This is a genomic window from Kitasatospora phosalacinea (assembly GCF_030268885.1).
GTDB classification, from domain to species: Bacteria; Actinomycetota; Actinomycetes; order Streptomycetales; family Streptomycetaceae; genus Kitasatospora; species Kitasatospora phosalacinea_C.
The window spans coordinates 292,064-313,826 of record NZ_BSSA01000006.1; the positions used below are offsets into that span (position 1 = coordinate 292,064).

Genomic DNA, 21,763 nt, shown 5'->3' on the forward strand with positions numbered 1-21,763 from the left:
GGCGGGGGGCGGCATGACCGGGCTGGACATCGACACCCTGATCGACGACCCGGGGACCCGGATCGTGGTCTGCTGCGGCTCCGGCGGGGTCGGCAAGACCACCACCGCCGCGGCGATCGGCCTGCGGGCCGCCGAGCGCGGCCGCCGCGTCGTGGTGCTGACCATCGACCCGGCCCGCCGACTGGCCCAGTCGATGGGCCTGAGCGAGCTCGACAACACCCCGCGGGTGGTCGGCGGCACCCGCGGCGAGGGCGAACTCCAGGCCATGATGCTGGACATGAAGCGGACCTTCGACGAGGTCGTGCTGGCCCACGCGGAGCCCGACCGCGCCAAGGCGATCATGGAGAACCCGTTCTACCAGTCGCTGTCGGCCGGTTTCGCGGGCACCCAGGAGTACATGGCGATGGAGAAGCTCGGCCAGCTCCGCGCCGAGGACCGCTGGGACCTGATCGTCGTCGACACCCCGCCGTCCCGCTCCGCGCTGGACTTCCTGGACGCCCCCAGCCGCCTCGGGTCCTTCCTGGACGGCCGGGTGATCCGGCTGCTGACCGCCCCCGCCAAGGTCGGCGGCCGCTCCGCGATGAAGTTCCTCAACGTCGGCATGGGGCTGATCAGCGGCACCCTCGGCAAGATCTTCGGCGCCCAACTGCTCAGCGACATCCAGACGTTCGTCTCCGCGACCGACTCGATGTTCGGCGGCTTCCGGGAACGCGCCGACCGCACCTACCAGTTGCTCAAGGCCGAGGGCACCGCGTTCCTGGTGGTCGCCGCCCCGGAGCGGGACGCGCTGCGCGAGGCCGCGTACTTCGTCGACCGGCTGGCCGAGGACGACATGCCGCTGGCCGGGCTGGTGCTCAACCGGGTCCACTCCACCGGCGCCCCGCAGCTCACCGCCGAACGCGCGCTGGCCGCCGCCGAGGCCCTGGAGGAGAACGGCACCCCGCACTCCACCGCGGAGGCCGAGACCCTGGCCGCCGGGCTGCTGCGCCTGCACGCCGAACGGGTGCAGGTCATGGCGAGGGAACGGCGCACCCGCAACCGCTTCGCCTCGGTCTACCCGGACGTACCGATCGTCGAGGTGGCCGCCCTCCCCGGCGACATCCACGACCTGGACGGCCTGCGGGCCATCGGCGACCTGCTCGGCTCCCCCACCGAACGGCCCGACGGCCCACCGGCCGAAGGCTCCTGACGGAGCGTCAGCCCGCCTGGGCGTAGTCCCGCAGGACCACCCCGGTCGCCAGCGACTCCTCGTACTCGGTGCGCGCGGTCTCCAGCAGCCGGCGCCAGGAGTCCACGGTCGGCCGACGGCGCAGCAGCGCCCGCCGCTCGCGCTCCGTCATCCCGCCCCAGACGCCGAACTCGACCCGGTTGTCGAGCGCGTCCGCGAGGCACTCGGTGCGCACGGGACACCCGCTGCACACCGCCTTGGCGCGGTTCTGCGCCGCCCCCTGCACGAACAGTTCATCCGGATCGCTCGTGCGGCACGCCGCCTGCGCGCTCCAGTCGTCCACCCAGCCCATCCCGGCGCCGTCCTCTCCCGATTCGGGGCTCCCCCACGGCGGCAACGGCATATTCACCGTTGCCAGTTGAGGACGTTACGGAAGAACGGCACGACGCAACAGCCCCTGTGGGCCCAATCTCGAATGACCCGATCGGACTATGGGTGTCCAGCAGCTCACTCGTTGGAGTGACCGCAGGTCGGGGGCCTTGCCGAGGTCGGAAGGGTCGCTTTCGTCACGGTGCGCAACAGCGACCCGCCCTGCATCCATCCGGATTACGGACACAATGCCGCGAATCGGACAAAGCTCATCACTCACAAGAGTGATGACGATGAACAGAGCGAAGCTGTCGCAGTTCTGTGACAAGCGTAGGCGAACACCTGCCCCCCTGTACGGGATTCCGCGACGTAGGGTTCCTCCATGGCACCTTCGCGATCCACCGGCACCTTCATGGACAAGGCAGGGCACGGCGTCAAGTTCCTGGGCGGTTCGATCCTGGCCGGCGTCCTGGTCGCCGGCATGGCGCTGCCCGCGGTCGGCGCCTTCGGCCTGACCGCCAAGGACACCGCGGAGTCGTTCGACAACATCCCGGACGACTTCAAGCAGCCCACCCTCTCCCAGGCGTCGATGATCTACGACGCCAAGGGCGGCCTGATCGCCAAGGTCTACGACCGCGACCGCACCATCCTCACCGCGGACCAGATGGCCCCCGTGATGCGCCAGGCCCAGGTCGACATCGAGGACGCCCGCTTCTACGAGCACGGCGCCATCGACCTCAAGGGCGTGCTCCGCGCCATCACCAAGAACGCCGAGTCCGGCACCACCGCGCAGGGCGCCTCCACGCTCACCCAGCAGTACGTGAAGAACGTCTTCGTCGAGCAGGCCGGCGACGACCAGGAGGCGTTCCTGGAGGCCACCAAGAAGAGCCTGGGCCGCAAGATCCAGGAGCTGAAGTACGCCATCAAGCTGGAGGAGGACCTGTCCAAGGACCAGATCCTCACCAACTACCTGAACATCACCTTCTACGGCCACCAGGCGTACGGCGTCGAGGCCGCCGCCAACCGGTACTTCAGCAAGAGCGCCAAGGACCTCACCGTCCCCGAGGCCGCGATGCTGGCCGGCCTGGTGCAGAACCCCACGGCGTACGACCCGATCGCCCACCCGCAGGCCGCGAAGACCCGCCGCAACACGGTGATCAACAAGCTGCTGGAGTACAAGCACATCACCCCCGAGCAGGCCAAGGCCGCCCTCGACTCCGATCTCGGCATCAAGTACTCCGAGCCGCAGAACGGCTGCATCACCGCGCAGAACGGCATGGGCTTCTTCTGCGACTACGTGCGCCACGTGGTCAAGCAGGACCCGGCGTTCGGCGCGACCGCCGCGGACCGCCAGAAGCTCTGGGCCCAGGGTGGGTTGAAGATCAACACCACCATCGACCCGGACAAGCAGTCCGCCCTCTACAACGCGGTCACCAAGAAGGTCTACGTGACCGACCCGGTGTCCGCCGCGGGCAGCATGGTCGAGCCCGGCACCGGCAAGATCCTCGCCATGGCGCAGACCCGCCCGTACGGCCTGGACACCTCGAAGAACCAGATCGTGCTGAACCTCAACGTCGGCTCGTCGATGGGCGGCGGCAACGGGTTCTCCCCCGGCTCGACCTTCAAGCCGATCGTGGCCGCGGCCGCCCTGGAGTCCGGCATCCCGATCACGCAGGAGTACCCCTCGCCGTACAGCATGGAGTACCCCAAGATGACCACCTGCGACAGCACCACCTACGACCCGCAGACGCTGACCAACGAGTCCACCAGCGAGCACGGCCCGTACAGCCTGCAGATCGCCATGCAGAAGTCGGTCAACACCTACTTCATCCAGCTCGAGCAGCAGATGGGCCTGTGCCCGGTCAAGCAGATGACCGACAAGCTCGGCCTCAGCACCCTGGCCAACGGCTCCAAGATCCAGCAGGTCGCCTCCATGACGCTCGGCACCCAGGAGGTCAGCCCGCTCCAGATGGCCAGCGCCTACGCGGCGTTCGCCGCCCGCGGCCTCTACTGCTCGCCGATCGCGATCACCTCGGTCACCGGCGCCAACGGCAAGAACATCGGCGTCCCGAGCGCCAACTGCACCCAGGCGATGGCCCAGACCACCGCGGACGGCATCAACACCCTGCTGCTCGGCGTCACCGAGAAGGGCACCGGCTCCGCCCTCGGCCTCGACGACGGCCGCCAGATCGCGGGCAAGACCGGCACCACCGACAAGCGCTACGCGGCCTGGTTCACCGGCTACACCCCCGACCTGGCCACCTCGGTCTGGCTCGGCGGCGTCGGCGGCAACGTCTCGATGCGCGACGTCCGCATCGGCGGCCACTACTTCGAGGCGGTCTACGGCGCGGACGGCCCCGGCCCGATCTGGCAGAAGGCCATGAACGACGCGCTCAAGGGCAGCAGCCCGCGCTCCTTCCAGAAGGTCGACATCCCGCAGCCCACCCAGTCGCCCACCGCCCCCAACCCCGGCGACACCCCGTCCAACCCCTCCGGCGACAACGCCCAGGGCGGCAACAACGGCTGGCCCGGCGGCGTCACCAACGGCGGTGTCAGCCTCCCGCCCGGCGTCATCGGCGGCAACAACGGCAAGCCCGGGCACCACTGACCCGCCGGTACGCGACGACGGGGCCGCCCGCGAGGAGTTCCCTCCCGCGGGCGGCCCCGTCGCTTCGCGTCCGGCGTCCTTCCGGCGCTGCGGTGTGCCGGCCGTGCCGGCGTCTCGGCGTGTCGGTGTGCCGGCGCTGCGGTGTGCCGGCCGTGTCGGCCGCCGTACCGACATTGCGGCCGTGTCGACCGTGTCGGCTTCGCGGCCGTGCCGACGTTGCGGCCGTGCCGACGTTGCGGCCGTGCCGACGTTCCGGTGGGCTCAGCCGGCCAGGGCGGCCTTGACCGCGGCGGCCACCCGGCCGCCCTCCGCCCTGCCCTCCACCTGCGGACGCACCAGCTTCATCACCGCGCCCATGCCCTGCGGACCGCTCGCCCCGGACTCCGCCACCGCGGCGGCCACGATCGCCGCCAGCTCCTCGTCCGACAGCTGCTTCGGCAGGAACCCGGCCAGCACCTCGCCCTCGGCCCGCTCCCGCGCCGCCTGCTCGGTCCGGCCCGCGCCCTCGAAGGCGTCCGCCGCCTCCCGGCGCTTCTTCGCCTCCTTGGCGATCACCTGCAGCACCTCGGCGTCGGACAGCTCCTTCTTCTCCTTGCCCGCCACCTCCGCGCTGGTGACCGCGGACAGCGTCAGCCGGAGGGTGGACGAGCGCAGCTCGTCCCGGGCCTTGATCGCAGCCGTGAGGTCCTCCTGCAGCTGCTCCTTCAACGTCGTCATGCCGCCGATTCTGGCACCTGCCCCGGCCCCGTGCCGCCCCATTTCCCGCCCGCCGCTCCCCAGGCCCCCGCAGGTGCGCCTCCTCCCCGGCCCCCCTCCGGGGCGTCCGGACGGTCTGCGACCATGGACCGATGCGACCGCTGTACTCCGTCCCGCTCGGTGTCGCCGCCACCGGCGCCGCCTGCCTCGTCTACGCCGCCGGGTACGAGGTCCGCTCGTTCCGCCTGCGCCGCGTCGAGGTCCCGGTCCTGCCCGCCGGTGCCCGGCCGCTCCGGATCCTCCAGGTCTCCGACATCCACATGGTCAACGGCCAGGCCAAGAAGCAGCGTTGGCTGAAGAGCCTCGCGGGGCTCCGCCCCGACCTGGTCGTCAACACCGGCGACAACCTCTCCGACCCGCTCGGCGTCCCCGCCACCCTGGACGCCCTCGGCCCGCTGATGGACTTCCCCGGCGTCTACGTCTTCGGCTCCAACGACTACTACGGCCCCGCCCGCAAGAGCCCCACCCGCTACCTCAAGGCCCTGCGCAGCGGCGTCCACGGCCTCAACAACCCCGACGGCACCGGCCGCCGCGGCATCTCCGGCGCCGTCCACAACCCCTGGCAGAAGCTCCGCGACGGCTTCGACCAGGCCGGCTGGCTCAACCTCAACAACGCCCGCGGCCGCCTCACCGTGGCCGGCCTCGACCTGGAGTTCACCGGCCTCGACGACCCGCACATCCGCCACGACGACTACACCGCCGTCGCCGGCGGCCCCTCCCCCGACGCCGACCTCTCCCTCGCCGTCGTCCACGCCCCCTACCTCCGCACCCTCGACGCCTTCACCGCCGACGGCTACCCCCTGATCCTGGCCGGCCACACCCACGGCGGCCAGCTCTGCATCCCCTTCTACGGCGCCCTCGTCACCAACTGCGACCTCGACACCGACCGCGTCAAGGGCCTCTCCACCCACAGCACCCCCCACCACCGCTCCTACCTCCACGTCTCCGCAGGCTGCGGCACCAACCGCTACACCCCCGTCCGCTTCGCCTGCCCCCCCGAAGCCACCCTCCTCACCCTCACCCCCGCCCCGCGCTGACCAGCCCCTAAACCGGATTTCGTCTCTGGCCCCGCCTCCTGTAGAGTTCTACTCGTTGCGCCGGACACGGAAGGCAACGAAGCAGGACCGGGGTATAGCGCAGCTTGGTAGCGCGCTTCGTTCGGGACGAAGAGGCCGTGGGTTCAAATCCCGCTACCCCGACTTCGTAGTAGCAGGCAAGGGCCCTGCCGGAGAGATCCGGCAGGGCCCTTCCTCGTCGTGCGGGCACCGCCGCCCTGACGATCCCTGTTCCGGGTGGCGCCCGTCTCCAGGTGATCAAGAGGGGAAGCGATACCTGGTGCAGCGCCGTCGCGAACTACGTGAAGCGGGCCCACGACTTCTCCTGCCAGGTGTGCGGCATCCGTTTGAAGACGCCGACCGGCGCCTACGCGGAAGCCGCACACATCAGGGGACTGGGGAGACCGCACAACGGCCCCGACATCGCCTCGAACGTCCTCTGCCTGTGCCCCAACCACCACAAGCTCTTCGACTTCGGCATGTTGACCATCGCTGACGATCTGGCGATCACCGACCGGTCCACCGGACAGGTCATCGGACGGTTGCGCGAGGTCCCTGCCCACCAGGTCGAACGTCGCTTCTTGGCCTACCACCGCGAGCACCACGCCCAAGCCTGAAACGGCTCGTCGACGACCGGCTCCCCGTCCACGGGCTGTGGGCGGGGGGCCGGTCCGGTGAAGGGGGGTCAGGTGGGGGGGTGTTGGGCTGTTCCGGTGAGGGGGAGGGGGTGGTGACGGGTTCTCGGATGCGGGGCGGGGGTGGGGGCCGGAGGGTGGAGGGGCGGGCTCCGGTGGGCGGGGCCGCGGCGAGGAGGCGGTGGATGAGCGCGGCGGATGTGCCGGTTCCCGACGGGGCCGCGACGACGGGGGCGGCGACGAAGCGGGTGAAGGCGGTGGCGACGCCCAGGATGACCTGGGTGACGCTGGCGCTGATGACGACCAGTTCGGTGGCGAGTCTGCGGTCCTCGCCGACGATGGCGGTGTACGGGCTGGCGTGCGTGTTCCTGTACGTGGTGCCGGCGATCGTGTTCCTGCTGCCGACGGCGCTGGTCTCGGCGGAGCTGGCGTCGGGGTGGGAGGGGGGCGTGTACAACTGGGTGGCCCAGGGGCTGTCGAAGCCGCTGGGGTTCCTGGCGGTGTGGTGCCAGTTCGCGATGACGATCTTCTACTACCCGAGCCTGCTGGCGTACGTGGCGAGCACGATCGCGTACGTGGTGGACCCGAGCCTGGCCAGCAACGGCCTCTACACGGCGATCGTGATCATGGTGCTGTACTGGACGGGCGTGTGGGTCTCCTCGCGGGGGACGGGCGCGGTGGCGGGCCTGGCCTCGTGGGGGCTGATCATCGGGACGCTTATCCCGGGCGCGCTGCTGGTGGTGCTGGGCTTCGTGTTCCTGGGGCAGGGCAACGCCTCGGCGGCGCCGATGTCGGTGGACCACCTGCTGCCGGCCTGGACGGGCCTGGCGAGCCTGGTGCTGATCGTCAACAACTTCCTGAGCTACTCGGGCATGGAGATGAACGCGGTGCACGTCTCCTCGCTGAAGAACCCGGGCAAGGAGTTCCCGCGCTCGATGTTCCTGGCGGTCGGGATGGTGCTGCTGATCTTCATCCTGCCGGCGCTGGCGATCAGCTGGGTGGTGCCGGCCGACCAGCTCTCGCTGACGGCGGGCGTGATGCAGGCGTTCGACGCGTTCTTCCAGTACTTCCACATCGGCTGGCTGACGCCGCTGATCGCGGTGGGCCTGGTCGCGGCCTCGCTGGGCGGCATGCTGACCTGGCTGGCCGGTCCGTCGAAGGGCCTGCTGATGATCTCCCGGCAGGAGGGCTACCTGCCGCCCTCGCTGCAGAAGCTGAACAAGCACGGCATCCAGCAGAACATCCTGGTCGCGCAGGGCGTGGTGACCACGGTGATCGCGCTGATGTACGCGCTGATCCCGAACGTCTCCAGCGTGTACTGGATCTTCTCGGTGATCACCACGCAGGTGTACCTGATCGTCTACCTGCTGATGTTCGCGGCCGCGATGCGGCTGCGGAGGCTCCAGCCGGACCACCCGCGCGGCTACCGCGCCCCGGCGCTGGGGGTGCTGTGCGTGGTGGGCCTGCTGGCGTCGGCGGCGGCGATGGTGATCGGGTTCGTGCCGTCCTCGCAGTTCGGCGGCGGCAGCATCTGGGTGTACATCGGGATCATCGGCGGCGGTCTGCTGCTGCTGGGCGTGATCATCCCGTTCGGTTTCCTGAAGGCCAGCAAGCCCGAGTGGCGCGATCCGGCGGTGGCCGCGGCCATCGAGGAGGAGGCGGCGTGAGCGAGCGGAGCGAGCGAACCACCAGGGGCTGCGTACGGGCGAACGCCCCTGCCGAGCGGAGCGAGGTGGGCGCATGAGTACGCGGATGGCTTCGCAGCACCGGTGGATCTACGTCGGTGCGATCGTGGTGCTGGTCGCGATGGCGGTGGTCGGCCTGCTGACGTTCACCCAGCAGCACGCCACCAACGAGTCGTTCCGGAAGGCCGACGAGCTGATCTCCAAGCTGCAGGCGGACGGCTACCCGACGCCGGACCGGGAGCAGGTCGCCCGGACGCTGGGGACGGACGGCGGCGCGGTGTGCGAGGACCCGGCGAGTTCGCTGAAGACCGGCCTGCAGCGGGTGCAGATGTCGAACGGGGCGGCCGGCCCCGGGCAGCGGCCGATCATCGTGGCCGCCCGGACGGTGCAGGCGGAGGCGCTGATCCTGAGCGTCTACTGCCCGGACCAGCTGGACGACTACCAGGAGAAGATCGAGGACATCAAGACCGATGACACGATCAGGAACTGAAGGGGAGACGATGAGCAGTGACACCGAACTGGCCGCCCGCATCGCCGCGTTGATGCCGCAGGCGAAGCGGGACCTGGCCGAGCTGGTCGCCATCCCCTCGGTCGCCGACCCGCGGCAGCAGCCGCCGGAGAAGTGCCGCGAGGCCGCCGAGTGGGTGGCCGCCGCGTTCACCGGAGCGGGCCTGCAGGACGTCCGGCTGGTGGAGACCCCGGACGGCAGCCACGCCGTTCTCGGGCACCGCCCGCCGCCGCCGGGCGCGCCGACCGTGCTGCTGTACTGCCACTACGACGTGCAGCCGCCGCTGGACGACGCCGCCTGGACCACGCCCCCGTTCCAGCTGACCGAGCGGGACGGGCGCTGGTACGGGCGCGGCACCGCGGACTGCAAGGGCAACATCGTCATGCACCTCACCGCGCTGCGGGCGCTCGGCGACGACCTGCCGGTGGGGGTCAAGCTGGTCGCGGAGGGCTCGGAGGAGCAGGGCACCGGCGGCCTGGAGGCGTACGTCCCGCAGCACCCCGAGGACCTGCACGCGGACGTGCTGCTGGTCTGCGACACCGGCAACGCGGCGGTCGGGGTGCCGACCGCGACGACCTCGCTGCGCGGCCTGGCGAACGTCGTGGTGACGGTGCGGACGCTGGAGTCGGACGTGCACTCCGGGATGTTCGGCGGCCCCGCGCCGGACGCGCTGGCCGCGCTGGTCCGGATCCTCGACTCGCTGCGCGACGCCGACGGCGGCACCCGGATCGACGGGCTGGACAACGAGGGGACCTGGGACGGCGTCGGCTACGACGAGCAGCAGTTCCGGGCGGACGCGGGCGTGCTGGAGGGCGTCCGCCTGACCGGTTCCGGGACGGTCGCGGACCGGCTGTGGGCCCGTCCGGCGGTGACGGTGCTGGGCATCGACTGCGCGCCGGTGGTCGGTTCGGCCGCGGCGGTCCCCGGCACCGCCCGGGCCCGGGTCAGCCTGCGGGTGCCGCCCGGCATGGACGCCGGCAGCGCGCAGGACGCGCTGACCGCGCACCTGGTCGCGGCGGCCCCGTGGGGCGCGCAGGTGACGGTGGAGCCGGAGTCGAAGGGCTCGCCGTTCCGGGCCGCCACCGACGGCAGGGCGTACGCGGCGCTGGACGGCGCCGCGCGGGAGGTCTACGGGAAGCCGCTGTCCTTCCTCGGGCAGGGCGGGTCGATCCCGCTGTGCAACGTGCTGGCGGCGCAGTACCCGGAGTCGGAGATCATCCTGATGGGCGTGGAGGAGCCGCGCTGCCTGATCCACGCGCCGAACGAGAGCGTGGACCCGTCCGAGATCGAGCACATGGCCACCGTGGAGGCGCTGTTCCTGCGCCGCTACGCGGCCGCCGCCCACCGCTGATTCGAGAGGGAGCCCATGCCCGCGCCGTTCACCACCGCCGACTTCCAGGCCCGGATGGCCCGCGCCGCGACCGCCGCCGCGGACGCCGGGCTGGCCGGTCTGGTCGTCACCCCCGGCCCCGACCTGACCTACCTGACGGGCTACCAGCCGACCGCCGTGACCGAGCGGCTGACCGCCCTGGTGATCGCGGCCGGCGCCGAACCCGTTTTGCTGGTACCGAAGTTGGAGCGCCCGGATGCCGAGAAGGCACCGGGCGCGGAGGCCGTCCGGATGGCCGACTGGACGGACGGCAGCGACCCGTACGCGGCGCTGGCGCCGAACCTGGAGGGCAACGGCCGGTACGGGATCTCCGACAACGCCTGGGCGATGCACGTGCTCGGGCTGCAGCAGGCGCTGCCGGGCAGCTCGTACGCGGCGCTGACGGCGGTGCTGCCGATGCTGCGGGCGGTGAAGGACCACGACGAGCTGGAGCGGCTGGCCGCGGCGGGGGCGGCGGCGGACCTGGCGTACGGGGAGATCCTGGGCGTCGAGTTCGCCGGGCGGACCGAGAACCAGGTGGCCGCCGACCTGGCCGCGCTGCTGATCAAGCACGGGCACAGCCAGGTCGACTTCACCGTGGTCGGTTCCGGGCCGAACGGGGCGAACCCGCACCACGAGGCCGGGGACCGGGTGATCGAGCGCGGCGACACCGTGGTGCTGGACTTCGGCGGGCTGAAGGACGGCTACGGCTCCGACACCACCCGCACCGTGTTCGTCGGCACCGAGCCGCCCGCGGAGGTGCTGGCCGTCCACGACCTGGTGCGGCGCGCCCAGCAGGCCGCGTTCGACGCGGTCGCGCCCGGGGTGACCTGCCAGGAGATCGACCGGGTCGCCCGCAAGGTGATCACCGACGGCGGGTACGGCGAGTACTTCATCCACCGGGTCGGCCACGGCATCGGGCTCACCACCCACGAGCCGCCGTACATGGTCGAGGGCGAGACCCGGCCGCTGGTCCCCGGGATGTGCTTCTCGATCGAGCCGGGGATCTACCTGCCGGGGAGGTTCGGCGTCCGGATCGAGGACATCGTGACGGTCACCGAGGACGGCGGGCTGCGGTTCAACGGGACGCCGCACGAACTGGCCTTCGTGAACTAGCGGGAGGCGGAGGGGCCGCCGGTGTTCCGGCGGCCCCTCCGTCATGCCGGGGGCGGTGCCGGGAGCGCCGGGAGGTGGAAGGCGCGGCGCAGCGCGGAGAGCAGGGCGCGCAGGGCCGGGGGCGGGGCGGGGCGGTTGACCAGGGCGAGCAGGGCCGGGGTGGTCAGGTCGGTGACCGGGACGGGGACGAGCGCCGGGAAGGCCGCGGCCATCGAGCGGCTGAGCACGGCCACGCCGAGGCCGCGGGCGGCCAGGTCGGCGATCGCGGCGGCGGCGCCCGCCTCCAGGGCGATGCGCGGGGTGAGGCCGCGGGCGGCGCAGTCGCGGTCCAGGACGGCGCGCAGGCCGGTGCCGCGGGGCATGCAGACCAGCGGGTGGGCGAGCAGGTCGGCGAGGGTGGTGGCGGGGGCGTCCAGCAGCGGGTGGCCGGGCGGGACGGCGGCGACCAGGGGCTCGCTGACCAGCACGTGCGTGTCCAGGCCGTCGGGGGCGGGGGCGGGGCGGCCGATCAGGGCGAGGTCGAGGGCGCCGGTGCGGACGTCCTCGGTCAGTTGCGCGGAGTCGCCCTCCAGCAGGGCGAGTTCGACGCCGGGGTGGGCGCGGTGGAAGGCGGCCAGGCCGTCGAACAGCGGGGTGAGGGTGCAGCCCGCGACCATGCCCAGGCGCAGGCTGCCGCGGACCAGGTCGGTGACCTCGCCGACCGCCTGCCCGACCGCCCGGGCGGCGGCCAGCGCCTGCCGGGCGTGTTCCAGGGCGGCCTTGCCCGCGACGGTGAGGGTCACCGCGCGGGCCGAGCGGTCGAACAGTTCGGCGCCCAGCTCCCGTTCCAGCTGCCGGATCTGGGCGCTCACCCCGGACTGGCTGATGTGCACCCGCTCGGCGGCGCGGGTGAAGTTGCGCTCCTCGGCGACCGCGACGAAGTACTCCAGCTGCCTCAGCTCCATGAGTGTGGATTCTAGTTCGGATCACAACCAGCTGTTGGACTTCTGACCGGGCCGGGAGGAGGGTGGAGGCGACGGACGACGTGAAGGAGGCAGCGGTGAGCGAGTACGAGAAGGCGATGCGGCCCGAGGACCTGACCCGGCTGTTCGTGGAGCGCTCCAACGCGGGCGACGCCGAGGGCGTCGCGGCGCTGTACGAGGAGGACGCGGTGATGGCGTACCCGCCCGGGCAGCTGACGGTCGGCCGGGAGGCGATCCGGGAGCTGTGGGCGAAGGTGCTGGCCCACCGGCCGCAGTTCACCCCCGAGCCGCCGCTGCCCACGCTGGCCGCCGACGGCATCGCGCTGACCGCGACCCCGCCGAAGGACGGCGCCGGGGCCCGCGCCCAGGTGGTGCGGCAGCAGCCGGACGGCAGTTGGCTGCGGCTGCTGGACCAGCCGGAGTTCCAGCGGCCGGGCGGGGAGGCGTAGTCCGTCAGCCGGCCAGGAAGCGGGCCAGGGCGGCGGCGAAGGCGTCCGGGTTGTCCAGCATGATGTTGTGCCCGCAGTCCGGGACGGGGAGCACGGTCACCCCGGCGTCCAGCAGGGCCTGCTCGCCGGGGTGCGGGCCGTCGGCCGCCGGGCGCAGGAGCAGCCGGGGGACGTCCAGGGCGGCCAGCCTGGCGCGGGCGGTGGGGGTGGTGCCGCGGACCAGGTGGACGGCGCTGCGGTGCAGGGCCTCGGGGCCGGCCAGGCGCATGGTGGACCACCAGTGCGGGGTGATCAGTTCGCGGAACTCCCGCCAGCCGCCCGCGAGGTACTCCTGCTCGGTGTAGGAGGCGAGGCCGGCCCCGCCGGGGCGGCCGCGTTCGGGGGTGCCCGGGTCGAGGCTGGGGTCGACCAGCACCAGCCGGGCCACCAGCTCGGGGTGGCGGTCGGCGAGCAGGACGGCGACCGCCCCGCCCATGCTGTGGCCGATCACGTCGGCGCCCCGGACGTCCGCGGCCGCGAGCAGGGCGGCGAGCGCGTCGGCGTGCTCCTCCAGGGTGTAGCCGAAGTCGGTGGGGCGGTCGCTGGTGCCGAAGCCCAGCAGGTCGACCAGGAGCGAGCGGACGCCCGCGAGTTCGGGGCGGGCCACCGCGGCCGCGTAGTACGGGGCGGCGGCGGCGCCGAGCCCGTGCAGGTAGACGCGGGGGCGGGCCGGGTCGCCGGGGATGTCGATCCAGCGCATCAGGGCGCCGCTGGGGGTCACTTCGACGGTGCGCACGGGTCGTCCTCCCGGGGAAGCGGTTGATACATCGATGGAACTATACATCGGCGTCTATGTATAACGGGAGTGCGGGATGATGGTCGGGTGCTGGAACTGGCGATCCTCGGCTTCCTCTTCGAACGACCCCTGCACGGCTACGAGCTGAAGCGGCGGGTGGCCCACCTGACCGGGCACGTCCGGCCCATCGCGGACGGCACCCTGTACCCGGCGATCAAACGCCTGGAGAAGGCGGGCTGGCTGGAGCGCCAGACCGAGCCCGGCAGCCGGGCCGCGCCCCGGCACGTGCTCACCCTCACGACCGACGGCCGGGCCGAACTGCTGCGCCGCCTGCGGGAGGTGGACGGCACCGCGGTCACCGACGAGAACCACTGGTTCACCGTGCTCGCCTTCCTCCGCCACCTGGAACGGCCCGCCGAGCAGGCCGCCGTGCTGCGGCGGCGGCTGGAGTTCCTGCAGCAGCCCAGCAGCTTCTTCCACGACGACGCCGGACGGCCGCTCACCGCCGAGGAGCTCGACGACCCGTTCCGGCAGGGCCTGCTGACCGTGGCCCGCGCCACCAGCCGGGCCGAACTGGGCTGGCTGGAGCGGACCTTGGCCGACCTGGCGGAGCAGTCCGCGGACTGACCCCGGGCCCGTGCGGAACCGTGACACTTCTCCGGGCCGCCGGCCGAAACCCGGGCGCCCCCCGGTGCGTGTACCCCTTCCGGAAGATCCGATGGAGGGGGAGCCGTCGTGCGACGGATGTCGATGGTGGGCGCGGTGCTGGGCGGGACGCTGCTGCTGGGCGCCTGCAGCAGCGGGGGTGCGGGCGGCGGCGCCGGGGCCCCGGCGGGCGGGGGCGGGCCGAGCACCCCGGCGGCGGCGAGGGCCTCCGCGGCCGTGCTGTCGATCGAGCCCGGGGACGGCGCCAAGGAGGTCGCCCCCGGCGCGGTCAGGGTCTCGGTGGCGACCGGGAAGCTGACCGAGGTCACCGTCACCGGCCAGGACGGGCGGCCGGTCGACGGCGCCCTCGCCGCCGACCACCTCACCTGGACCCCGACCGCGGGCGCCCTCGCGGTCGGCGCGACCTACCGGGTGGACGCGAGGGCCGCCGACGCCGACGGCCTCGCCACCACCGCCACCAGCACCTTCACCACCCTCGTCCCGCAACGGACCGTCAAGGTCGAGGACAACGTGGTGACCGGCCAGGACGTCGGCGTCGGCATGATCATCTCGGTGGACTTCGGCGGCCTGAAGGTCAGGAACAAGGAGGCCGTCGAGCGGGCGATCGTCGTCGAGGCCTCCGACGGCACCCAGGTCAGGGGCCACTGGTTCGAGAACGACACCCGGCTCGACCTGCGCCCCGCCGCCTACTGGAAGCCCGGCACCACCGTCCAGGTCCACCTGCGCACCAAGAGCGTGGAACTGGCCCCCGGCGTGTACGGCGCCACCGAGCGCGACGAGCACTTCACCGTCGCCCGCTCCCGGATCAGCGAGGTCGACGCCCGCACCCACCAGATGGTGGTCAAGGAGGACGGCAGGCCCGACGAGGTCGTCCCGATCGTCGCGGGCACCGACGACAACCCGTCCTGGAACGGCACCATGGTCATCTCCGCCAAGAGCCGGATGGAGAAGATAACCTCCGAGGGCCAGACCAACCTGAAGGGCCCCGGCTACGAGGCGACGGAACCGCACGCGATGCGGCTGACCACCTCCGGCACCTACCTGCACGGCAACCCGGCCGCCCGCGGCGTGGCCGGGCGGGCGAACATCAGCCACGGCTGCATCGGCCTGCCCGACACCCCGGAGGGCAGCGACGACACCCCCGGCGGCCGGATCTACAACGCCTCGAAGGTCGGCGACGTGGTGGTCGTCCGGAACTCGGTCAAGAAGGAGCCGCTCGACCCCGCCAACGGCCTCAGCGGCTGGAACCTGACCTGGGAGCAGTGGTGACCGCGGCCCCGACGACGGACGGCGGCGGCCTGCCGGACGGCCGCGGCCCGCGTCAGCGGGTGCGGCGGCGGTAGTCGGCCGGGGTGGTGGCCAGGGTCCGGGCGAAGGCCCGGCGCATCGCCTCGGCCGAGCCGTAGCCGCAGGAGCGGGCGACCTGCTCGATCCCGTCCCGGCTGTCCTCCAGCCGGCGGCGGGCCGCCTCCAGCCGGGCCCGGGCCACGTACCGGCCGGGGGTCGTGCCGACGTCCGCGGCGAAGACCCGGGCGAACTGGCGCGGCGACAGCGCGGCGCGGCGGGCCAGCGACTCCACCGACAGGTCCGCCTCCGGGTGCTCGACGATCCAGCGCTGCACCTCCCGGACGGCGTCCCGCTCGGCGAACTGCGCCGACAGCTGGGTGGAGAACTGGGCCTGGCCGCCCGGGCGGCGCAGGAACACCACCAGGCTGCGGGCGACCGCGAGCGCGACCTCCCGGCCCAGGTCCTCCTCGACCAGGTGCAGGGCCAGGTCGATGCCCGCGGTGACCCCGGCCGAGGACAGGAAGCGGCCGTCCCGGACGTAGATCGGCTCCGGGTCGACGGTCAGCTCCGGGTGGCGGGCGGCCAGCTCCGCGCTGTGCCGCCAGTGCGTGGTGACCCGGCGGCCCGCCAGCAGCCCGGCCGCGGCCAGCAGGAAGGTGCCGGTGCAGACCGAGACGACCCGCCGCGCGTCGGCCGCGAGGGCGGCGATCCGGTCGGTCAGCCCGGGCGCGGGCTCGCCGCGGGCGCCCGCCCCGCCCGGGACCAGCAGGGTGTCCGCCGGGGCGGCCAGGTCGAGGTCGGTGTCGGGCAGCAGGGCCAGGCCGCTGCCGCTGCGCACCGGACGTCCGCCCGGCGAGGCGGTGGTGACCCGGTACCCGGCGCCGTGGAACACCTCCAGCGGGCCGGTGACGTCGAGGCTCTGCACCCCGTCGAACAGGACGATCAGCACGCTGCGGGAGGACATGCCCCCACCCTGGCGGGCGCGGCCGGTGGCAGCAAGGACGCGCACCCCACCTTTCCTGCCATCACCCCGCGGGGGCGTCCAGGTGCTTGTAGTAGTAGGTGGTGGCCGCGAGCGTGCCGTCCGGGGTGGCGGCGTGGCCGGGGACGGTGCCGAACGCCGTCCAGCCGGAGGTGCGGTAGAGGTGCTCGGCGGCGCTGCCGGTCTGGGTGTCGAGCAGCAGCAGGGTGGCGCCGCAGCTGCGGGCGGCGTCCTCCGCGTGCCGCAGCAGGCGGCGGCCGAGGCCCGCGCCGCGGGCGTCGCGGTGGACCAGCAGCTTGGCGACCTCGGCCCGGTGGCGGCCGTTGGGCTTCTCCTCGCGGACCAGCGAGACGGTGCCGAGGACCCGCCCGGCGGCGTCCTCGGCGACCCAGAGCAGGCGCGTCCCGGCGGCGACGGACGGGCGCAGGCCGTCCCACCAGGCGGCGGCCTCGCGGTGGTCCGTCCCGGCCAGGAAGCCGACCGAGGCGCCGTCGGCCACCGCGTCCAGCAGCAGCTCGGCGAGGGCGTCCCGGCGGGCGGCCAGGGTTCCGGGGGTGAGCGGGCGGACGGTCGGGGTCACGGCAGCACCAGGGCGATCAGGTAGCGGGCGGGGCGGGGGCCGGGGCAGTGGAACCCGGAGGCGCCGTGCAGGCGGTAGCGCAGGCAGTCGCCCGCGGCGAGGCGGTGCACGGCGGCGTCCAGGGTCAGGTCGAGCGCGCCGTCCAGCACCCACAGGTGGTGCTCCAGGCCGGGGACGGGCGGGGCCTCGTAGCGGATGTCCGCGCCGGGCGGCAGGGTGCCCTCGACCAGCTCGGCGCGCAGGCCGGGGTGCGGGGGCGAGACCGAGCGGCGGACGAAGCCGGTCGCCGGGTCGTGCCAGTGCGGCTGCTCGGCGGCGCGCAGCAGGCCGGGCGGCTCGGACTCGACCTCGGCCAGCAGCCGGGAGACGGTGCGGCCGTACGCGGTGCAGAGCCGGCCGAGCTGGGCGGCGGTCGGGCTCAGTTCGGCGCGCTCCAGCCGGGACAGCGTGGAGCGGCTGGTGCCGCTGCGGCGGGCGAGCTCGTCCAGTGACCAGCCGCGTTCGGCGCGCAGGGCGGCCAGCCGGGCGGCCAGGCGGCGGCCCTCCTCGTCCGGCAGTTCGTCGTTTCCCACATCCGGGACGATATCCCGGAACAGGGACGAGATGGAAGCGGGTCCGCCGACCCGCGCTCATCCGGGATGTCAGGAATGGTTACCGTGGTGGGGTGTACCGGTTCCTGCTCAGCCCGCGGTGGCTCGTCGGCACGGTCGTCGCGGTGGCGGCGATCGTGGTCTGCCTGATGCTGGGCACCTGGCAGCTGGACCGCTTCGAGTCCCGGGTCTCGACCCACCAGGAGAACGGCCGGGCCGCGGCCGCCTCTGCACAGGCCGAGGCGCAGCCGCTGGCGGCGGTGCTGCCGGACGGCGCGGCCAAGGTCGGCACCGACACCGTCGGCCGGACGGTCCGGGTCACCGGCGCGTACGACGGCGCACACCAACTGCTGGTCCCCGGGCGGACGGTGGACGGCCACCAGGGCTACTACGTGCTGACCCCGCTGGTCACCGACGGCGGCCGGGCGGTGCCCGTGGTGCGCGGCTGGGCCGCGGGCGAACCCGGCACGGCACCGCAGGCGCCGACCGGGCAGGTCAGCGTGACCGGACGGCTGCAGGCCCCCGAGAACAGCGGCAGCGGCGGCGCGGTGGCGGGCGGCCTGCCCGCCGGGCAGCTGGGCACGATCAGCCCGGCCACCCTGGTCAACGTGCTGCCGTACCCCGTGTACGACGGCTGGGTCGCGGCGGACGACGTCCCGGCCGGGCTGACGGCGGTGCCCACCGTGCAGCCGGAGGGCGGCGACGGGCTGAGCCTGCGGGCCTTCCAGAACCTGGGCTACACCCTGGAGTGGTTCGTCTTCGCCGGGTTCGTGGTGTTCATGTGGTTCCGGCTGGTGCGCCGCGAGGCGGAGGCCGCCCAGGACCGGGCCCTCGGCCTGGACCCGGTCCTGGACTGATCCCGAGCCGGCCGTCGGTCCGGGCCGGAAGGTCCCGGCCCGGACCGACGGCCGCTCAGCGGGACCTCGACGGCGAGTGCGCCGGGGACGGCGTCACCTTGCCGCCGGGCGCGGCGCCCGCGCCCGGGCTGCCGCACGGCACCGGCGGGGCCGCGGCGCTCGCCCCGGTGCCGGAAGGCGGCGCGGCGGTGCCGGTGGCCGGGGTGGCCACGGGCAGCGCGTTCGGGGTGGCGCAGCCGCCGCCGTAGCCCTGGTAGCCCGGCGCGGGCGACGGGTTGCCGCAGTCGTCGACGTAGTCGTCGGTGCGGGTGGAGTCCCCGGTGCTGTGGTGGTAGTGGTGCACCGTGCTGCTGCCGCCGGTGGTGTGCTTGGAGCCGGACGACCCGCCGGTGGACGACCCGCCGGTGGAGCCGTGGGAGCCGCTGGAACCGCCGCCGGACGAGCCGCCCTTGGAGGTGCGACTGCCGCTGGAGCCGCCCTTCGAGGTGCGGCTCCCGCTGCTGCCGCCGCCGGCCCGGGCCTGCACGACGACACCGCCGCCACCACCGTCGCCGCTCCCGGCCAGCACCAGGCCGGTGTCGGCGGTGACGGCGCCCGCGGCCCGGACGCAGTCGTGGCTCCCGCTCCCGCTGCCCGTGGCGCAGCCGGCCGCGGTCAGCAGCACGGCGCCGACCGCGGCGGCGGCCAGCGCGGCGCGTCCGCCCATCAGTTGTCCCCCTCGTCGTCCGGCCCGCAGCTCACCGGACGGTGCCGGGCGCCAGGTGGCGCCGGACGAAGTCGATCTCCAGGCGGAGCTGCTTGATCCGCTCGTCGACGACCAGCGAACCGTGCCCGGCATCGTAGCGGTACACCTCGTGGACCTTGCCGAGCTCCTCCAGCCGCCGGACGTAGTTGTCGACCTGCCGGATCGGGCAGCGCGGGTCGTTGACGCCCGCGCTGATGTACACCGGCGCCTTGACCTGCTCGACGTACGTCAGCGGAGAGGAGGCGTGCCAGCGCTCGGGGACCTCCTCGGGCGTGCCGCCGAAGAGGGTGCGGTCCAGGGACTTCAGCGCCTCCATCTCGTCGGCGTACGCGGTCAGGTAGTCGGCGACCGGGACGGCGGCCAGGCCGAGCGTCCAGCGGTCGGGCTGGGTGCCGAGGCCGAGCAGGGTCAGGTAGCCGCCCCAGGAGCCGCCGGAGAGCACCAGCCGGTCCGGGTCGGCCAGGCCGGAGGCGACCGCCCAGTCGCGGACCGCGCCGATGTCCTCCAGCTCGATCAGGCCGACGCGTTCGGTGAGGGCGTCGGTCCAGGCCTGCCCGTAGCCGGTGGAGCCTCGGTAGTTGACCCGGACGACGGCGAAGCCGTGGTCGAGCCAGGCGGCGGGTCCGGCCGCGAAGGAGTCGCTGTCGTGGTGGGTCGGGCCGCCGTGCACCTCGAACACCGTCGGGTGCGGGCCCTCCCCGGACGGGCGCTGCACCAGCGCGTGCACCCGGCCGCCGGGCCCGTCCACCCAGACGTCCTCGACCGGCACCGAGCCGGGCGGGACGGGGCCGGGGGCGCGCAGCACCACCGCGCCGGAGGTCGAGCGCACCACGGACGGCTCGGCCGCCGAGGACCACAGGAACTCCACCGTGCCGTCGGGGCGGGCGGTGGCCCCGGCGACGGTGCCGCGCGGGGTGTCCAGCCTGGTCAGCTCGCCGGACTCCAGGTCGTACGAGAACAGCTCGGAGCGGGCCTCGTACTCGTGCTCGATCAGCAGCGAGCGGGCGTCCGGGCGCCACTGCGCGGACAGGTCGCCGGGGAACGGGCGGCCCTGCTCGTCGCGCAGGGCGAGTTCGGTCTCGGTGCCCGCCACGACGTCCCACAGCACCGGCTCCCAGCGGCCGCTGCGCTGGTGGGCGACCAGCAGCCGGGTGTCGCCGTCGGCGGGCGCGAAGCCCAGGCAGGCGACGCCGCGCGGCTCCGCGCGGCCGGTGACCTCGTCGAGCTCGGCGACGGTGGCGCCGTCGGCCAGGCGCAGCACCCGGATCGCCGAGTGCATGGCGTCGCCGTGCTCGGTGTGGTCGACGGCCAGCAGGGTGCTGTCGTGCGAGAGGTCGCCGACGCCGCCGTACTCGGCGTGCCGGTAGACCACCTCGGGCTCGGCGGCGCCCGGGCGGCGCAGGTACAGGGTGGTGCCCTCGTCGTCGGTGGAGGTGCCGACCATCACGGTGCCGTCGCGGCCGAGCGCCAGGCCCGCCGAGTACGCGGCGGGCACGCCCGGGACGGCCTCCTCGTCGGGACCGCCGGAGAAGGGCTGGCGGCGCCAGACGCCGAACTCGTCGCCGTCGGTGTCGTCGAACCACCAGATCCACTGCCCGTCGGGGGAGAGCTCGGCGTCGGTGGTGCCGTTCGGGCGGTCGGTGACCCGGCGGTGCTCGCCGGTGGAGCGGTCCCACGCGTAGACCTCGTAGGTGCCGGTCGCGTTGGACACGTACAGCGCCCGGTCGGGTGCCTCGTCCGCCCAGTCGGGCAGGGAGACCCGCGCCGCCCGGAACCGCTGCTCCCACGCCGGAACGGCGTTCGTCTGCTCGTTCATGCACTCATCCAACCCGATGCCGGGGGGTGATCGGAACGGTCCGGACGGGAGCGCGGGGGCCGGACGCGGGCGCCGCCCGGTCGGCGCTCGGTCGGCGCCCGGTCGGCGCTCGATTGGTACGGACACGGAGCTGGTGCGGTGCGGCCACTGACGGGCTATCAACGGTACCGTGACAAACACGGACATAATGACCGGAGGAGTGTCGCCGTGACCGTCCCCGCGCCCCCGTTCGACCGGCTCGACCCGCACGAGCTCGCCCAGGCGCTGGGCCTGGTCGAGGAGATCGAGCAGTACCTGGCCGGGCTGCCCGTCCCCGCCCCCGCGCTCCCCTCCGCCCCGCCGCCCGGCCCGTACGGCAGCGTCCGGCAGCCCTGGAACCACGGCGAGCCGCTGCCCCGCCGCTCGCTGCTGGACCGGCTGGCCAGCCGCCCCGCCCGCCCGGTGGAGGTCACCGTCGCCGGGCACCTGCGGCTGACCTCCCGCTACCTCGCCGAGGCCGGCTGGACGCAGGGCGCGCTCTGGGACGCCCGCGGCCGGGTCTGCCTGCTCGGCGCGCAGACCGCCGTCCTGGCGCACGGCTACGGCACCGCGTACACGGTGCGCCGGGCCCGCGCCCAGGTCATGGAGGTGCTGCACGCCACCGGCCGCCCGGTGCCCTCCCCCGACGTGTGGAACGACCGTCCCGGCCGCCGCCAGGCCGAGGTGCACGCCCTGCTGGAGCGGGCCCGGGCCCGGGCGCACCTCCTCGGGATCTGACGGTCCGGGTCCTCGACGGGCCTCAGGCG

22 protein-coding genes and 1 tRNA gene are annotated in these 21,763 nt (G+C 73.6%); 14 read left to right on the top strand and 9 right to left on the bottom strand.

Features of this window, described 5'->3' with window-relative positions:
* Positions 1-13: 13 nt before the first annotated feature.
* On the top strand, positions 14-1,189 hold the full coding sequence (locus QSK52_RS12225) for an ArsA family ATPase (RefSeq protein ID WP_285736043.1): 1,176 nt from the start codon (positions 14-16) through the stop codon (positions 1,187-1,189).
* A gap of 7 nt (positions 1,190-1,196) precedes the next feature.
* Here QSK52_RS12225 and QSK52_RS12230 read toward each other — a convergent pair whose 3' ends face one another.
* A complete protein-coding gene (locus tag QSK52_RS12230; RefSeq protein WP_030461873.1) occupies positions 1,197-1,520 on the bottom strand; it encodes a WhiB family transcriptional regulator in 324 nt (107 codons plus the stop codon).
* A 399-nt stretch (positions 1,521-1,919) separates the two neighbouring features.
* Between QSK52_RS12230 and QSK52_RS12235 the strand changes: the two genes are divergently transcribed.
* The gene (locus QSK52_RS12235) at positions 1,920-4,145 is read left to right on the top strand and encodes a transglycosylase domain-containing protein (RefSeq protein ID WP_285735994.1); all 2,226 of its coding nucleotides are present in this window, start codon (positions 1,920-1,922) and stop codon (positions 4,143-4,145) included.
* A gap of 261 nt (positions 4,146-4,406) precedes the next feature.
* Here the strand turns inward: QSK52_RS12235 and QSK52_RS12240 are convergent, their stop codons facing one another.
* Complete coding sequence (locus QSK52_RS12240; RefSeq protein WP_285735995.1) at positions 4,407-4,862, bottom strand: GatB/YqeY domain-containing protein; 456 nt, start codon at positions 4,860-4,862, stop codon at positions 4,407-4,409.
* Positions 4,863-4,993: 131 nt separating this feature from the next.
* On the opposite strand from QSK52_RS12240, the gene QSK52_RS12245 reads away from it, so the two are divergent.
* The 7 genes from QSK52_RS12245 to QSK52_RS12275 all read left to right on the top strand — a co-directional run bounded on the left by QSK52_RS12245 (position 4,994) and on the right by QSK52_RS12275 (position 11,269).
* Positions 4,994-5,938, top strand: a complete 945-nt coding sequence (locus tag QSK52_RS12245; RefSeq protein ID WP_285735996.1) for a metallophosphoesterase — start codon at positions 4,994-4,996, stop codon at positions 5,936-5,938.
* Positions 5,939-6,026: 88 nt separating this feature from the next.
* Positions 6,027-6,100: transfer RNA gene (locus tag QSK52_RS12250), tRNA-Pro, on the top strand.
* Between the two features lie 110 nt (positions 6,101-6,210).
* Positions 6,211-6,573 carry an HNH endonuclease gene (locus tag QSK52_RS12255; RefSeq protein WP_285735997.1) on the top strand — a complete coding sequence of 121 codons (363 nt, stop codon included), beginning with the start codon at positions 6,211-6,213 and terminating at the stop codon, positions 6,571-6,573.
* A 203-nt stretch (positions 6,574-6,776) separates the two neighbouring features.
* Positions 6,777-8,258, top strand: a complete 1,482-nt coding sequence (locus tag QSK52_RS12260; RefSeq protein ID WP_285735998.1) for an APC family permease — start codon at positions 6,777-6,779, stop codon at positions 8,256-8,258.
* An 85-nt stretch (positions 8,259-8,343) separates the two neighbouring features.
* Positions 8,344-8,766 (top strand): hypothetical protein, encoded by a 423-nt coding sequence (locus QSK52_RS12265; protein ID WP_285735999.1) that lies wholly within the window; start codon positions 8,344-8,346, stop codon positions 8,764-8,766.
* Positions 8,767-8,776: 10 nt separating this feature from the next.
* Positions 8,777-10,135 (top strand): dipeptidase, encoded by a 1,359-nt coding sequence (locus QSK52_RS12270; protein WP_285736000.1) that lies wholly within the window; start codon positions 8,777-8,779, stop codon positions 10,133-10,135.
* Between the two features lie 15 nt (positions 10,136-10,150).
* The gene (locus tag QSK52_RS12275) at positions 10,151-11,269 is read left to right on the top strand and encodes an aminopeptidase P family protein (RefSeq protein WP_285736001.1); all 1,119 of its coding nucleotides are present in this window, start codon (positions 10,151-10,153) and stop codon (positions 11,267-11,269) included.
* A 41-nt stretch (positions 11,270-11,310) separates the two neighbouring features.
* Here QSK52_RS12275 and QSK52_RS12280 read toward each other — a convergent pair whose 3' ends face one another.
* The gene (locus tag QSK52_RS12280; protein ID WP_285736002.1) at positions 11,311-12,213 is read right to left on the bottom strand and encodes a LysR family transcriptional regulator; all 903 of its coding nucleotides are present in this window, start codon (positions 12,211-12,213) and stop codon (positions 11,311-11,313) included.
* Positions 12,214-12,308: 95 nt separating this feature from the next.
* Between QSK52_RS12280 and QSK52_RS12285 the strand changes: the two genes are divergently transcribed.
* Entirely contained in the window at positions 12,309-12,680 is a 372-nt protein-coding gene (locus QSK52_RS12285) for a YybH family protein (RefSeq protein WP_285736003.1), read from the top strand.
* A 4-nt stretch (positions 12,681-12,684) separates the two neighbouring features.
* Here the strand turns inward: QSK52_RS12285 and QSK52_RS12290 are convergent, their stop codons facing one another.
* Positions 12,685-13,455: an alpha/beta fold hydrolase gene (locus QSK52_RS12290; protein ID WP_285736004.1), complete on the bottom strand. Its 771-nt coding sequence runs from the start codon at positions 13,453-13,455 to the stop codon at positions 12,685-12,687.
* Positions 13,456-13,542: 87 nt separating this feature from the next.
* Between QSK52_RS12290 and QSK52_RS12295 the strand changes: the two genes are divergently transcribed.
* A complete protein-coding gene (locus QSK52_RS12295) occupies positions 13,543-14,082 on the top strand; it encodes a PadR family transcriptional regulator (RefSeq protein WP_285736005.1) in 540 nt (179 codons plus the stop codon).
* A gap of 117 nt (positions 14,083-14,199) precedes the next feature.
* On the top strand, positions 14,200-15,390 hold the full coding sequence (locus tag QSK52_RS12300) for a L,D-transpeptidase (RefSeq protein WP_285736044.1): 1,191 nt from the start codon (positions 14,200-14,202) through the stop codon (positions 15,388-15,390).
* A 52-nt stretch (positions 15,391-15,442) separates the two neighbouring features.
* On the opposite strand, the gene QSK52_RS12305 is transcribed toward QSK52_RS12300, so the two are convergent.
* The 3 genes from QSK52_RS12305 to QSK52_RS12315 all read right to left on the bottom strand — a co-directional run bounded on the left by QSK52_RS12305 (position 15,443) and on the right by QSK52_RS12315 (position 17,542).
* Entirely contained in the window at positions 15,443-16,372 is a 930-nt protein-coding gene (locus QSK52_RS12305; protein WP_285736006.1) for a GlxA family transcriptional regulator, read from the bottom strand.
* A gap of 61 nt (positions 16,373-16,433) precedes the next feature.
* Positions 16,434-16,970: a GNAT family N-acetyltransferase gene (locus QSK52_RS12310; protein WP_285736007.1), complete on the bottom strand. Its 537-nt coding sequence runs from the start codon at positions 16,968-16,970 to the stop codon at positions 16,434-16,436.
* Positions 16,967-17,542 (bottom strand): helix-turn-helix domain-containing protein, encoded by a 576-nt coding sequence (locus tag QSK52_RS12315; protein WP_285736008.1) that lies wholly within the window; start codon positions 17,540-17,542, stop codon positions 16,967-16,969. The genes QSK52_RS12310 and QSK52_RS12315 overlap by 4 nt, the downstream gene beginning before the upstream one ends.
* A gap of 92 nt (positions 17,543-17,634) precedes the next feature.
* Here QSK52_RS12315 and QSK52_RS12320 point away from each other — a divergent pair, with 92 nt between their 5' ends.
* On the top strand, positions 17,635-18,417 hold the full coding sequence (locus QSK52_RS12320) for an SURF1 family protein (RefSeq protein ID WP_285736009.1): 783 nt from the start codon (positions 17,635-17,637) through the stop codon (positions 18,415-18,417).
* A 55-nt stretch (positions 18,418-18,472) separates the two neighbouring features.
* On the opposite strand, the gene QSK52_RS12325 is transcribed toward QSK52_RS12320, so the two are convergent.
* Positions 18,473-19,123 carry a hypothetical protein gene (locus QSK52_RS12325; protein ID WP_285736010.1) on the bottom strand — a complete coding sequence of 217 codons (651 nt, stop codon included), beginning with the start codon at positions 19,121-19,123 and terminating at the stop codon, positions 18,473-18,475.
* 31 nt (positions 19,124-19,154) lie between these two features.
* Complete coding sequence (locus QSK52_RS12330; RefSeq protein WP_285736011.1) at positions 19,155-20,978, bottom strand: S9 family peptidase; 1,824 nt, start codon at positions 20,976-20,978, stop codon at positions 19,155-19,157.
* A gap of 207 nt (positions 20,979-21,185) precedes the next feature.
* On the opposite strand from QSK52_RS12330, the gene QSK52_RS12335 reads away from it, so the two are divergent.
* The gene (locus QSK52_RS12335) at positions 21,186-21,734 is read left to right on the top strand and encodes a DUF6197 family protein (protein WP_285736012.1); all 549 of its coding nucleotides are present in this window, start codon (positions 21,186-21,188) and stop codon (positions 21,732-21,734) included.
* Positions 21,735-21,763: the final 29 nt, after the last annotated feature.

Bases quoted from the DNA above. Each gene is read 5' to 3' on its own strand.
- QSK52_RS12225 (WP_285736043.1), top strand. From the start codon at position 14: ATGACCGGGCTGGACATCGACACCCTGATCGACGACCCGGGGACCCGG.
- QSK52_RS12230 (WP_030461873.1), bottom strand. From the start codon at position 1,520: ATGGGCTGGGTGGACGACTGGAGCGCGCAGGCGGCGTGCCGCACGAGC.
- QSK52_RS12235 (WP_285735994.1), top strand. From the start codon at position 1,920: ATGGCACCTTCGCGATCCACCGGCACCTTCATGGACAAGGCAGGGCAC.
- QSK52_RS12240 (WP_285735995.1), bottom strand. From the start codon at position 4,862: ATGACGACGTTGAAGGAGCAGCTGCAGGAGGACCTCACGGCTGCGATC.
- QSK52_RS12245 (WP_285735996.1), top strand. From the start codon at position 4,994: ATGCGACCGCTGTACTCCGTCCCGCTCGGTGTCGCCGCCACCGGCGCC.
- QSK52_RS12260 (WP_285735998.1), top strand. From the start codon at position 6,777: ATGAGCGCGGCGGATGTGCCGGTTCCCGACGGGGCCGCGACGACGGGG.
- QSK52_RS12265 (WP_285735999.1), top strand. From the start codon at position 8,344: ATGGCTTCGCAGCACCGGTGGATCTACGTCGGTGCGATCGTGGTGCTG.
- QSK52_RS12270 (WP_285736000.1), top strand. From the start codon at position 8,777: ATGAGCAGTGACACCGAACTGGCCGCCCGCATCGCCGCGTTGATGCCG.
- QSK52_RS12275 (WP_285736001.1), top strand. From the start codon at position 10,151: ATGCCCGCGCCGTTCACCACCGCCGACTTCCAGGCCCGGATGGCCCGC.
- QSK52_RS12280 (WP_285736002.1), bottom strand. From the start codon at position 12,213: ATGGAGCTGAGGCAGCTGGAGTACTTCGTCGCGGTCGCCGAGGAGCGC.
- QSK52_RS12300 (WP_285736044.1), top strand. From the start codon at position 14,200: ATGTCGATGGTGGGCGCGGTGCTGGGCGGGACGCTGCTGCTGGGCGCC.
- QSK52_RS12305 (WP_285736006.1), bottom strand. From the start codon at position 16,372: ATGTCCTCCCGCAGCGTGCTGATCGTCCTGTTCGACGGGGTGCAGAGC.
- QSK52_RS12325 (WP_285736010.1), bottom strand. From the start codon at position 19,123: ATGGGCGGACGCGCCGCGCTGGCCGCCGCCGCGGTCGGCGCCGTGCTG.
- QSK52_RS12330 (WP_285736011.1), bottom strand. From the start codon at position 20,978: ATGAACGAGCAGACGAACGCCGTTCCGGCGTGGGAGCAGCGGTTCCGG.